The following is a 12025-nucleotide window of genomic DNA, read 5'->3' on the forward strand; positions in this document are numbered from 1 at the left end:
TCTACGACAGATCCTGAAATGCACCGACGAAATCGTCGTGTGAGGACATGCCGGAGACCGTCTCGTTGACCTGTGACTCGAGGTCGGTGACCCGATCGCAGAGTTGCTGATACTCCTCGTTGGTTTCGAGCTCGCGATCGGGTTTTTCGGACTCGAGCAGCGCTTTCTTCGAGACGAGTGCGTAGTACTCCTGAATGTCGGTTTCGTAGGCCGACCGCGTCGAGACGTCTTCGACCATCTCGAGCAGTTCGTCCTTCGAGACCGGCTTGACGAGGTAGTCGTCAAAGCCCATCTGAATGATATCGAAGTCCGGGTCGACCGCCGTCACCATGACGACGCGGCTGTCGTACTCCCGGTCGCGAAACTTCTCGAGGACTTCGTCGCCGGAGAGCCCGGGCATCCGCCGGTCCAGCAGAACGACATCGACACTCTCGCTCATCGCCTCGAGTGCCTGCTCGCCGTCGTAGGCGGTCTCGACCGACCAGTCGGCCTCGAGCCAGGCCGCAAATAGATCCGCGAGTCGAGACTCGTCGTCGACGACGAGGATCTTCCCCTCGCCACTCATTGGGTTACCCCTCCGTTCGTTCCGTCCATTACTGCCACGAGTCACTCATTGAGCCTCTGGGACATAAAACTCGCGACCAAATGTAAGATACCATACTATTATTCCGTCGGTGGCGGTTGTGATTCGGGAGCGACCGGACGGTGAGACGGACCACCGTCATACGGAGTGGTGTCGACCAGACCGAAACCAACTGACCGAAAACGAGTCCGTCTCGGGACAGTCACCGTCGCCGCTCACCTCGAGGTCGACGCTTACTTCCCTTCGAAGTTCGGCTCCCCGTCGCCCATGAAGGCCGTGATTCCCTCCATGAGGTCGTCGGTTGCCATCAGGTGGCCAAAGGCCGACGCCTCGTACTCGAGACCGGCCTCGGTGTCGTCCCGACCCGCGAGCATCGCGCGTTTGGTGTACTTCTGGGCGATCGGCGGCCCGCCGGCGAGATCGGTCGCCAACTCGAGGGCGCGCTCTGCGAGGGCGTCGTTGTCGACGACCTCGTTGACGAAGCCGTAGTCGGCCATCGTCGCGGCCTCGTAGCGCTCGGCCGTGAGAATGATCTCTTTCGCACGGCCCTCGCCGACGATGTGTTTGAGTCGCTGTGTCCCGCCCCAGCCCGGCAACAGACCGAGATCCAGTTCCGGCTGGCCGAACTCCGAGCGCTCGCTGGCGACGCGCATGTCTGCGCAGGTGGCAAGCTCCATCCCGCCGCCGAGACAGAAGCCGTCGATACCGGCGACGACTGGCATGTCACAGGTCTCGAGCGTGCCGAACGTCTGCTGGCCCTGTTTGGAGAGCTCCTGGGCCGCAATCGGGTCCGCCCCGCCGGCGGCCATACTCTGGACGTCCGCGCCCGCGGAGAACGCCTTCTCGCCCTCGCCCGTAATCAGGATCGACCGGACGTCATCGTCGTCCTCGAGCAACTCGACCGCCGCGGTGAGTTCCTCGAGCAGTTCGTCGCTGATGGTGTTCATCCGGTGGGGCCGATCGAGGACGATATGACCGACCATCTCGCCGGGGTACTCGACGCGAATCGCCTCGAAGTCGACGCCCTCGCCATCGTCGTCTGCCGACTCGTAGAAGCCACCCTCGCCCGCTCGCTCCTCGAGGTAATCGGCGGGCGCGTACCGTTCGTGGCCCGTCTCCTCGTAGGCCGCTTCGAGGGCCTCGAGGGCGTTCTCGAGGCCGAACTCGTCGACCATTGTGACGGGGCCGTCGGGGAAGCCGGCACCGAGTTTGGTCGCCTCGTCGATCGATTCGGGCGGTGCAACGTCGTTGCCGATCAGCTTCGCGGCCTCGTTGGCCATCGACGCGAGCAGTCGCTGCTTGACGAGGTCGGACTGTTCGTCGGTCGGAATCTCCGCGCCCGGGCCGTCCTCGTAGTCGTAGAAGCCCTTGCCCGTTTTCTTGCCGAGTTCATCGTTCTCGACCGTGCGCTCGAGGAGCGGACACGGCTCGTAGGGCTCGCCCAGCACCTCGTGCATGTACTCGAGGACGTGGTAGCTGACGTCGTTACCGACCTGATCACCGAGTTCGAAACTGCCCATCGGCAGTCCCATCTCGAACTTCGTCGTCGAGTCGACCTCGGCGATGGTCGCTTCGTCGCTCTCGACGAGCCAGCAAGCCTCGTTCATCAGGGGCACGAGAATTCGGTTGACGATGAAGCCGGGCGAGTCCTTGTGGACGCGTACGGGTGACTTGCCGATATCGTCGGCCAGTGCTTCGATCACGTCCAGCGTCTCCTCGTCGCTCTCGGCACCCGAAATGACCTCGACGAGATCCATCCGGACCGGCGGGTTGAAAAAGTGCATCCCGCAGAACTGCTCGGGTCGGTCGGTGAACTCCGCGAGCTTCGAAATAGAGAGACTCGAGGTGTTCGTCGCGAAGATCGTTCGCTCTGGCGCAACGGACTCGAGTTCCTCGTAGACATCCTGTTTTATCTCCATCTGTTCGGGAACGGCCTCGACGACGACATCGACATCGCCACACGCTTCCGCCATGTCGACCAGCGGCGAGATCCGATCGAGAGCTGCCTCGGCTTCCTCGTCGCTCAGCTGGTCGTTCTCGGCGAGCTTCTCGAGCGACCACTCGATCTGCTCGTAGCCGTTCTGGACGAACTCGTCGTTGATATCGCGCATGTTCACGTCGTAGCCGGCCATCGCGAGGACTTCCGCGATGCCGTGGCCCATATTGCCGGCTCCGAGAACTGCGACAGTGTTGATATCTTCTAACTCCATGCTCGAACATGTGTCGGGCGGCTGTTTCAACGTTTCCCTATTCACCGAAGAAACTCTCGTTCGGTTCACATCGGGTTACAAAGGACTATACAACGCCGGTTGGAATGTGTAAGCATGGAATTCGGTCTCACCGAAGAACAGCAACAGATTCGCGAAGAGGTACAGCGCTTCGCCGAGAACGAAATCGTCCCGCAGGCGACGGCGTTCGACGAAGAGGAGACGTTCCCCCACGACATCGTCGATCAGGCAGCTGAGATGGGCCTCGTCGGCTCGTCGATCCCGATCGAGTACGGCGGTGCCGGCTACTCGACGCTCGATACCGTCATCATCGCCGAGGAACTGTTCTCCTACGACCCCGGGATCGCGCTCTCGATTCTGGCCTGTTCGTTTGGCACCGAGGCAATCATGGAGTTCGGAACCGAAGGCCAGAAAGAGCGCTTCCTCGAGCCGGTTGCAGCCGGCGAGAAGATCTCCGGGGCTGCCATCTCCGAACCCGACACCGGCTCGGACGTCTCCTCGGTCTCGACGAAAGCCGAGAAAGACGGCGACGAGTGGGTCGTCAACGGCAACAAGATGTGGATCACCAACGGTACCGTCGGCGACTTCTTCGTCGTCCTCTGTAAGACCAATCCCGACGCCGAGGGCCGCTACAACGGCTTCAGTCAGATCGTCGTCGAATCCGACCGCGACGGCTTCGAAGCCGACAAGATCACCGGCAAAATGGGGATTCGGGCCTCCGACACCGCCGAACTCATCTTCGACGACGTTCGCGTCCCCGAGGAGAACCTCATCGGCACGCGCGACGCCGCCTTCATGCAACAGATGCAGTTCTTCGATGCCACCCGCGCCGGCGTCGCCGCACAGGGCGTCGGGATCGCGAAAGGCGCCCTTCGCAACGCCCTCGAGTACGCCCAGGACCGCGAACAGTTCGGCCAGTCCATCTCCGAGTTCCAGGCCATCCAACACAAACTCGCCGAGATGGCGACCGAAACCGAGGCCGCTCGCAACCTGACCTACAAGGCCGCCTGGAACGTCGAACAGGGCAACGACGTCACCAAACTCGCCTCCATGGCCAAGGAGCACGCCTCTCGGACCGCCGTCGAGGTGGCCAACGAGGCCCTCCAGATCCACGGCGGCGCCGGCTACGTCAACGACTTCCCCGTCGAACGCTTCTACCGCGACGCCAAGATCACCCAGATCTACGAGGGCACCACCGAGATCCAGAAGAACGTCATCGCCCGCGAACTGCTCGGCAAAGGGTTCTAGAAACCGAAGTTTTGCTCTGGGGGTACGCCTTGGCGCACCCTCGGCAAAAATTCGATTACAAGCGCTCCTCCTTTCCCTTCGCTCGTTTCACTCGCTCCGAGTCATACGGGCACGGGCCGGCTTCCGAAAGAGGAGGTGGGCTTTAGTTGATAGCGCGTTTACCTGCCCGTATGAGCGAGCGCGGAGCACAGACGCAGTGCCGACCCGATTACCGTGGCGGCCACAGAACGCGCTCGCCGAACCCGACTGACGGGGACCGATACGAATGAGCACAGACACGATCACGCTGACTCGTGATGCCGACGAGTGGATCGCCATCGACGAAGCAACCGGTGTTGAAGCCCGGGGTGAAACACGGACGCAAGCGCTCGAGCGACTCGACGACACAGTCTCGCGTGACGACGAGGCGCGGGTCGTCAAAACGCCCGAGACGCTCGGTGGCAAGCCCCGACTTGAGGGTACGCGTATCGGGGTGTTTACGATCGGCGAAAGCATCCGTGAAGGGGGGCAAACGGTCGAGGAGATTTTGAACGGCTACCCCGACCTCTCTAGACGACAGGTGCGTGTTGCACTCGAGTACTACGACGACCATCCCGAGGCGATGGACGTGATTCGAATGCAGCGGAAAGCGACGAAGTACCGGCTTCGAAGCCAGAGTCGTGCCCCCAGCACCGAAGAGTCCGAGACGGGAGCGTAACCGTGCGACTGTTGTGCGACCACAACGTCAACGAACAGTACACCGAGGCGTTCCGACAGCCGGACTGGATCACCGTCGTGACGGTCCGTGAAGTGCTCGCACAGGACGCTCAAGACGACGAAATTGGACGATACGCAGCGGCGAACGACTGGGTCATCTTCACCGAAGACGACGATCACCTCGAGTACGAGCAGGATCGCGGCGTCGTGCTATATCACCAGACCGAACTGCCATCACCGGGTGACGTCACTGCCGCACTCGCGGCTATCGACGCCGTCTATACAGACCGTAGCGACGTTCGAGAATTCGTACCGGGCGAGTGGGCTTGAGCGGTCACCGTGTCGCCCCAGTATATTACGTCGGAGCGAGAACGGCGAGCCATGACGACGCTTTCAGTATCCGGCGGCCGCGTCCTCCTGCCCGATCTGTCGATTTCTCGCGCCGACGTACTGATCGATCAGGACGACGGGACGATTCTCGAGATCGGTCCTCGACGCCGAGCACACACTCGTGACACCGGGGTTCGTCAACGGCCACTGTCATACCCCGATGACGTTGCTCCGGGGGCTGGCCGACGACAAGCCGCTGGATCGCTGGCTCGAGGCGGACATCTGGCCGGCCGAGAGCGAGTTCGAACCCGAAGATATCCGCGCTGGTGCCGAACTGGGCGTCCTCGAGATGATCAAATCCGGGACGACCGGGTTCGCCGAGATGTACTTTCACGTGCCGGAAATCGCCGACGCCGTCGAGCGAGCGGGCGTCCGCGCGATGCTCGGCCACGGTATCGTGACCGCTGGGAAGGGCGACGAGCCAGCACGGGCCGACGCCGAGGAGAGTCTCGCGTTCGCCCGCAAGTACGACGGCGCGGCCGACGGGCGCATTTCGACGGCGTTCATGCCCCACTCGCTGGTGACCGTCGGCACCGAGTATCTCGAGGAATTCGTCCCGAAAGCTCGCAACCTCGGCGTGTCGATCCACTACCACGCAAACGAGACGCTGAACGAGGTGACGCCGATCGCCGAGGAGTACGGCGTTCGGCCGCTGTCTTACGCCGCCGAATACGGCCTGCTCGAGCCGGATGACTTCGTCGCCCACGGCGTCCACGTCGACGACACCGAGATCGAGTTGCTGGCCGACGCGGGAACGAGCGTGATCCACTGTCCCGCCTCGAACATGAAACTCGCCAGCGGGATGGCTCCCGTACAGCGCATGCTCGAGGCCGGCGTGGCCGTCGGCCTCGGTACCGACGCGGCCTCGAACAACGATCTCTCGATGCTCGGGGAGGCCCGCGATGCCGCCATGCTCGGCAAACTCGCCGCTGATGACGCCAGCGCCGTCGACGCCGAGGCAGTCGTCCGGATGCTCACGGCGGGCAGCGCCGACGCGCTCGGATTCAATTCGGGTCGTCTCGCAGCCGGCGCGCCCGCCGATCTGGCGGTGATCGACCTCGAGTCGGCACATCTGACCCCGGCACATGACCTCGTGAGCCACCTCGCGTACGCGGCGCGGGCCGACGACGTGCGCCACACCGTCTGTGACGGGCAGGTGCTCATGCGGGATCGCGAAGTCCAGACGCTCGAGGAGCGTGCCGTGCTCGAGCGCGCGCGAGACGCGGCAACGAACCTGTAAGACGGCCACCGGCGGACCGATTCCTCTCTGACCGATCGAACCGAAAGGCAATTCTGGGCAACAGGAGAAGGATCCGCCATGCTTTCGATCGCGCTTGCCGGAAAGCCAAACGCCGGCAAGTCCACGTTCTACACCGCGGCGACGATGGCGGAAGTCGACGTCGCGAACTACCCCTTCACGACGATCGACGCGAACCGGGGCGTCAGCTACGTCCGGACCGACTGCCCCTGCCTCGAGCGCGGGGAGCGCTGTAACGCCGACAACTGCGAGGACGGCAAGCGCTACGTCCCGGTCGAGTTGCTCGACATCGCGGGGCTCGTGCCGGGTGCCCACGAGGGGAAGGGACTGGGCAACCAGTTTCTGGACGAACTGACCAACGCCGACGTGATAATCAACGTCGTTGACGCCTCCGGCGGCACCAACGAGAAGGGCGAACCCGTCGACGTCGGCACACACGACCCGCTCGAGGACATCGACTTCGTCGAGGAAGAGATGGATCTCTGGCTTGCCGGTATCGTCGAGGACAACTGGGAGTCCGTCGAGCGCAAATCCCGATCGCCCGACTTCGACATCGACGATGCGCTGACGGAGATGCTCTCGGGCTTTGGCGCGTCGCCGACCCAGATCGCGAAGGTACTGCGTGAGCTTGAGTATCCCGCGGACCCGATCCAGTGGGAGGACGACCACCGCGAAGAACTCGCGGGACTGGTCCGCGAGCGAACCAAACCGATCGTCGTCGCGGCGAACAAGATCGATATCGCGCCCGCGGAGAACATCGAGAAACTACTCGAGCTCGACAAACCCGTGATTCCGACCACCGCCGAGGGCGAACTCGCGCTGCGTCGGGCCGCCGACAACGGCCTCGTCGACTACGATCCGGGCGACGATACCCTCGAGATCGGCGACGGCGTCAGCGACGCCCAACGTGAGGCCCTCGAGGAATTAGCCGACACGATGGCCAAGTGGGACGGCACCGGCGTCCAGTCGGCGCTGAACGACGCCGTCTACGACCTGCTCGAGCACCTGACCGCCTACCCGGTCGAGGACGCCTCGAAGTGGTCCGACGGGAGCGGGAACGTCCTGCCCGACGCCTTTCTGCTACCCGACGGCTCGACGCCCGTCGACCTCGCTTACGCCGTCCACTCCGACATCGGCGACGGCTATCTCCACGCGGTCAACGCGAAATCGGACCGCGAGATCGGCGACGACTACGAACTCGAGGAGGGCGACGTAATCAAGATCGTGAGTACTAATTGACGAACAACCTCCACGGACAACGATGGGTCCACGCCGCCACTCGGAGTTCGCGAACGCTCGATCGCTCGAGCAGCCGACCTGCGGGCTCGTTCGGGAAGCAGAATGGACGTGGCCGAGCCGTATCCATGCTGTGGTCGGGCTTCCATGATCGACAAAGAGAGACTGCGACGCTGCCTTCACTGCTGAAATCAACACTCGGTCTGACAGCCAGGCGAGGCAAGCGATCAACCGCCGAGGAAGTCCTGTCGAACCTGGTCGTCGGCGAGTAGCGCGTCGCCGCTGTCCTCGTATCGGTTCTGGCCCTGGACGAGCACGTAGCCTCGATCGCAGCGACGCAGCGCTTCCTTGGCGTTTTGCTCGACGAGCAAGATTGCCGTCCCGTCGTCGTTGATCTCGTCGATCCGATCGAACATGTCGTCGACCAGGTCGGGGGCAAGGCCGGCACTCGGTTCGTCGAGCATCAACAGATCCGGCTCGAGCATCAGCGCCCGTCCCATCGCGAGCATCTGCTGTTGGCCGCCGCTCATGGTGCCCGCCTTCTGACTCTTGCGCTCCTCTAAGATGGGAAATCGGTCGTAGATGCGCCGCATGCGATCCTCGGGGACCTCGTCTAAGATGTAGGCACCCATCTCGAGGTTTTCCTTGACCGACAGCGACGGGAAGACGTTGTCGTTTTGGGGGACGTAGCCGATGCCCGTTCGAATGATATCTTCGGGACGGTAGCCGTGGATTCCCTCGTCGTCGAACTCGACTGCGCCGCCCATATACGCCGTCAACCCGAAGATCGATTTCATCACCGTCGATTTGCCGGCACCGTTCGGACCGACGATGGTGACGTACTCGCCGTCGTCGACAATGAGGTCGACGCCCTCCAGGATCTGTAAGTCGCCGTAGCCGGCGTCCAAATCCGCAACCTCGAGCAGCGCCATCAGACCTCACCTCCGAGGTAGGCCTCGATGACCTCGTCGTTCGATTTGATTTCGGCCGCCGGACCTTCGGCGAGGACCTGTCCTTGATGCATGACGATGACGTGTTCGCAGTGGTTCATGATGACGTCCATGTCGTGTTCGACCAAGAGGAACGTATAGCCCTGTTCCTGGAGTTCATGGACGTGCTCGAGCAGTTTCTTCTCGAGGGAGGGGTTGACCCCGGCCATCGGCTCGTCGAGCAGCATCATCTCGGGATCGGTCAACAGCGCTCGTGCCATCTCGAGGAGTTTTCGCTGGCCGCCCGAGAGGGTGCCGGCGTAGTCGTGAGCGAGATGATCGATCTCGAAGAACTCGAGGGTGTCCCAGGCGCGCTGGCGAAGTTGTTCTTCCTCGCGGACGACCTCCCGACGTGCGATCGGGGCGACCGACCGCCACAACGATTCGCCCAGTTGGCCCTGGGGTGCAAGCATCATGTTCTCGAGGACCGTCATCTCGGGGAGTTCGCGAGCGATCTGGAACGTCCGGACCAGCCCTTCGGTGGCGATCTGATGGGTCCGGCGACTCGTGATGTCCGTTCCCTCGAAGACGACCGACCCTTCGCTTGGTTCGTGAACGCCAGTAATGCAGTTGAACGTCGTCGATTTTCCGGCCCCGTTGGGCCCGATCAGCCCCGTGATAGTGCCGCGTTCGACCTCGAAGCTCGCGCCATCGATCGCGGTAATACCGCCGAATCGTTTGACGAGGTCGTCGACGCGCAAGATCGGCATCTCGTCCAGTCGGCTCCCGGTCGCTTCAGTACTGTCCTCGCTCGTGGTCGTCGCGGCGTCGGCTGTCGGTTCGGTTTCGACATCACTCATCGGTCTCACCTCCGGTCGTTGCCGCCTCCTCGCCCGTCTGCCCGCCGTCGGTTGCGGTCGGTCGTCGCGAGAGATCGGTCGCCGCGGCGATTTCCTTGCGGTGGCCGAGCAGTCCGTCCGGTCGCCAGATCATGAGCAAGATGAGGACGACGCCGACGAGGATGAAGCGAATTTCGTCGAGCGTTCCGATCATGTAGCCGACGAGCGCCAGCGGATCGCCACCGCCGAGTGCGACGAACGCGTCGTAGATGGTCGGCGGTGCACGAACGTCGGCGTGCGTGCGGACGATCGTTCTGATGAATCGCGGTCCTTCCCAAAGGAAGGCGGCGAACGCGAAGCCGCCGATGACGCTGCCGGTGTTCGAGCCCTCGCCGCCGACGATCAGTGCGACGAAGATGTAGAAGGTGACGATCGGCATGAAGCTATCCGGACTAACCAGACTTCGGCTGCCCTGCCAGAGGATTCCGGCCAGCCCCATCAGTCCACAACCGACCATGAACACGATGATCTTCGTTCGATCCGTGTTCTTCCCGAGCGACCGTGCAGCGAGTTCGTCTTCCCGAATGGCCTTGAGCAGCCGACCGAACGGCGAGTACGTGATCCGAGTCAACAGCAGGTAGAACGCGACGACGAACACGATCAAGACACCAGTATAGAGGGCGCCCTGAATCACGGACGGCTGGATACCGAGTATGGTCCCGAGGGCGAACAACTGGTCGCCGACGAAGCCAAAGACCGGACGCTCGAGGAGCCACGGGATGACGCTGTCGACGGGCGTGTACCGAATGCCGCTGCCGCCGCCGGTACCGTACTCCGTGCCGCCGATTTCGAACGAACGGAGGGCGCCGGAGAGCAGCGAAAGCCGGATAATCTCCGAGAGACCCAGCGTGACGATGGCGAAGTAGTCGGCGCGAACGCGAAGCGCCGGGAGTGCAGCGACGAAGCCGACGAGGGCGGCCGCGATCATCCCGCCGACGACGCCGATCGGGATCGGGAGTCCGAGTCCGGCCGGGGAGCCATCGGGTGCGGCGGTCAAGATCGCCATCGTGTAGACGCCGACGGCCATGAAGCCGGCCACACCGATGTTGAACAGCCCCGTATATCCCCAATGAAGGTTCAACGCGAGCGCCACGAGCGCGTAGACGGCCGCGTAAAACGTCACGGTCTGGAGGAATCCCGCGATGGCGTTGACGCTGACGCCGGTAAGCAGGCCCAGTACCGCGAACCCGACGTAGGTTGCGAGGACGATGCCGGCGATAAGTCCCAGATCGGTGGCCCACTGTGGCAGATCAGACTCGCGGACGCCGTCGAGCAGTCCGTCCCCGGTGGTCCGATCGTCACTCATGCCGTCTCCACCCCGCCGAAGAGGCCGTCAGGTTTGAAAATCAACACGAGGATCATCAGCGTAAACGCGGCGATCTCGTTCATGTCGGCCGGAATCCAGACCAGCGAGAGGTTGATCGTCAGGCCGATCACGAGCGAGCCAGCGAGTGCGCCGTAGATCGAGCCGATACCGCCGAGAATGACTGCAGCGAAGATCAACAGTAGCAGGAACCAGCCGAGGTTGATGGTGATCTGGCCACGATCGAGGACGATCAGGTAGCCGGCGACCCCCGCCAGTCCGGAACCGATAACCCACGTCGCGAAGATCACGCGTTCGGTCGGAATCCCCGTAATGAGCGCGAGATCCTTGTTGTCCGACATCGCCCGCATCGACTTGCCGAGTTTTGTATACTGCAAGAGGAGGTGGATGCCGAGAATCAACGTCAGTGCAGAGATGACGAGCGTCGCTTCGTGCAAATTGATCGTCTCCATCGGGAGGAAACCGGGTGCTTCCGGCTGGGGCGCCGATGCGACGACGCCTCGCGTTTCGGTCGTGTAAAAAAACGCGATCAGATATCGGAGCGCGAGCGCGACCCCGACGCTGGCGATGAGCAACGGAATCCCACCGGCGTCACGAAGCCGCTTGTAGACGAGTCGATCGATCGCCAGCGCGACGCCGATCGTGATGATCGCGGCGACGATCAGCCCGACGACGATCGCAAGCGGCGCAGAGAGGACATCCATGCCGACAGACCCAGGCTGTGCGCCGCCGTCGGCTCGAAGTAACAATCGACTACTCAACTCGGCCACGCCGAGTCCGCCGACGAGGTAGGCGGCCGTCCACCCGGAGAAGGCACCCGTCGTCACGAGATCACCGTGCGAGAAGTTCGCGAATCGAAGAATGCTGTAGGTCATCGAGAGACCGATCGCGGCAAGTCCGATGTACAGCGAGTCGACAATTCCGTTCCATACGTACGCCCACAACCGCCCCAGTGGTAGACCACCGGTTACGACCAGCCGTATCAGATCGAGAATCAGAACGGCGATCCCAAGTAACAGTAACCCACCAACGACGTCTTGGGCCGTCACATTCGAAAATCGTCCCTGTCCACTGCCTGTACTCATACGTGCGAGTGTTACACCGGGAGTTGAAATACCTCACGACAGATAATCCACGCCAGTCGCCGATCGAAATAAAAATAGTCGAATAAACTATACGTATATCTGACCGTTTTCGAACAGTAGTACGGGTGGGCCGACATCCTCGAAGCGAC

The 12025-nt window shown here is 62.5% G+C and carries 10 protein-coding genes and 1 pseudogene; 5 read left to right on the top strand and 6 right to left on the bottom strand.

The window, feature by feature from the left end; genetic code table 11:
* Position 1 precedes the first annotated feature (1 nt).
* Together D8Y22_RS21455 and D8Y22_RS21460 are read right to left on the bottom strand one after the other, a co-directional pair.
* Entirely contained in the window at positions 2–565 is a 564-nt protein-coding gene (locus tag D8Y22_RS21455) for a HalX domain-containing protein (protein ID WP_141466673.1), read from the bottom strand.
* Positions 566–816: 251 nt separating this feature from the next.
* Positions 817–2793: a 3-hydroxyacyl-CoA dehydrogenase/enoyl-CoA hydratase family protein gene (locus D8Y22_RS21460; RefSeq protein WP_141466674.1), complete on the bottom strand. Its 1977-nt coding sequence runs from the start codon at positions 2791–2793 to the stop codon at positions 817–819.
* A 114-nt stretch (positions 2794–2907) separates the two neighbouring features.
* Here D8Y22_RS21460 and D8Y22_RS21465 point away from each other — a divergent pair, with 114 nt between their 5' ends.
* The 5 genes and pseudogenes from D8Y22_RS21465 to D8Y22_RS21485 all read left to right on the top strand — a co-directional run bounded on the left by D8Y22_RS21465 (position 2908) and on the right by D8Y22_RS21485 (position 7642).
* Complete coding sequence (locus D8Y22_RS21465) at positions 2908–4059, top strand: acyl-CoA dehydrogenase family protein (protein ID WP_141466675.1); 1152 nt, start codon at positions 2908–2910, stop codon at positions 4057–4059.
* A gap of 265 nt (positions 4060–4324) precedes the next feature.
* A complete protein-coding gene (locus D8Y22_RS21470; RefSeq protein ID WP_141466676.1) occupies positions 4325–4756 on the top strand; it encodes a DUF433 domain-containing protein in 432 nt (143 codons plus the stop codon).
* 2 nt (positions 4757–4758) lie between these two features.
* Positions 4759–5085 carry a DUF5615 family PIN-like protein gene (locus D8Y22_RS21475; protein ID WP_141466677.1) on the top strand — a complete coding sequence of 109 codons (327 nt, stop codon included), beginning with the start codon at positions 4759–4761 and terminating at the stop codon, positions 5083–5085.
* A gap of 51 nt (positions 5086–5136) precedes the next feature.
* A pseudogene (locus D8Y22_RS21480) lies at positions 5137–6385 on the top strand (amidohydrolase).
* Positions 6386–6463: 78 nt separating this feature from the next.
* Entirely contained in the window at positions 6464–7642 is a 1179-nt protein-coding gene (locus D8Y22_RS21485; protein WP_141466678.1) for a redox-regulated ATPase YchF, read from the top strand.
* A gap of 224 nt (positions 7643–7866) precedes the next feature.
* Here the strand turns inward: D8Y22_RS21485 and D8Y22_RS21490 are convergent, their stop codons facing one another.
* Genes D8Y22_RS21490 through D8Y22_RS21505 form a run of 4 tightly spaced genes read right to left on the bottom strand, consistent with a single transcriptional unit; the run spans position 7867 to position 11876 of the window.
* On the bottom strand, positions 7867–8571 hold the full coding sequence (locus D8Y22_RS21490) for an ABC transporter ATP-binding protein (protein WP_141466679.1): 705 nt from the start codon (positions 8569–8571) through the stop codon (positions 7867–7869).
* The gene (locus D8Y22_RS21495) at positions 8571–9428 is read right to left on the bottom strand and encodes an ABC transporter ATP-binding protein (protein ID WP_141466680.1); all 858 of its coding nucleotides are present in this window, start codon (positions 9426–9428) and stop codon (positions 8571–8573) included. The genes D8Y22_RS21490 and D8Y22_RS21495 overlap by 1 nt, the downstream gene beginning before the upstream one ends.
* Positions 9421–10773: a branched-chain amino acid ABC transporter permease gene (locus D8Y22_RS21500; RefSeq protein WP_141466681.1), complete on the bottom strand. Its 1353-nt coding sequence runs from the start codon at positions 10771–10773 to the stop codon at positions 9421–9423. The genes D8Y22_RS21495 and D8Y22_RS21500 overlap by 8 nt, the downstream gene beginning before the upstream one ends.
* Complete coding sequence (locus D8Y22_RS21505; RefSeq protein WP_141466682.1) at positions 10770–11876, bottom strand: branched-chain amino acid ABC transporter permease; 1107 nt, start codon at positions 11874–11876, stop codon at positions 10770–10772. Before D8Y22_RS21505 ends, D8Y22_RS21500 begins: the two co-directional genes overlap by 4 nt.
* Between the last annotated feature and the right edge of the window lie 149 nt (positions 11877–12025).

Origin of the sequence: Salinadaptatus halalkaliphilus (assembly GCF_006543045.1) — an archaeon.
GTDB lineage: Archaea > Halobacteriota > Halobacteria > Halobacteriales > Natrialbaceae > Salinadaptatus > Salinadaptatus halalkaliphilus.

What these genes read in the sequence shown, in the direction of transcription:
- D8Y22_RS21485 (WP_141466678.1), top strand. Translation starts at nt 6,464, where the DNA reads ATGCTTTCGATCGCGCTTGCCGGAAAGCCAAACGCCGGCAAGTCCACG.
- D8Y22_RS21495 (WP_141466680.1), bottom strand. Translation starts at nt 9,428, where the DNA reads ATGAGTGATGTCGAAACCGAACCGACAGCCGACGCCGCGACGACCACG.
- D8Y22_RS21455 (WP_141466673.1), bottom strand. Translation starts at nt 565, where the DNA reads ATGAGTGGCGAGGGGAAGATCCTCGTCGTCGACGACGAGTCTCGACTC.
- D8Y22_RS21470 (WP_141466676.1), top strand. Translation starts at nt 4,325, where the DNA reads ATGAGCACAGACACGATCACGCTGACTCGTGATGCCGACGAGTGGATC.
- D8Y22_RS21505 (WP_141466682.1), bottom strand. Translation starts at nt 11,876, where the DNA reads ATGAGTACAGGCAGTGGACAGGGACGATTTTCGAATGTGACGGCCCAA.
- D8Y22_RS21490 (WP_141466679.1), bottom strand. Translation starts at nt 8,571, where the DNA reads ATGGCGCTGCTCGAGGTTGCGGATTTGGACGCCGGCTACGGCGACTTA.
- D8Y22_RS21500 (WP_141466681.1), bottom strand. Translation starts at nt 10,773, where the DNA reads ATGAGTGACGATCGGACCACCGGGGACGGACTGCTCGACGGCGTCCGC.
- D8Y22_RS21460 (WP_141466674.1), bottom strand. Translation starts at nt 2,793, where the DNA reads ATGGAGTTAGAAGATATCAACACTGTCGCAGTTCTCGGAGCCGGCAAT.
- D8Y22_RS21465 (WP_141466675.1), top strand. Translation starts at nt 2,908, where the DNA reads ATGGAATTCGGTCTCACCGAAGAACAGCAACAGATTCGCGAAGAGGTA.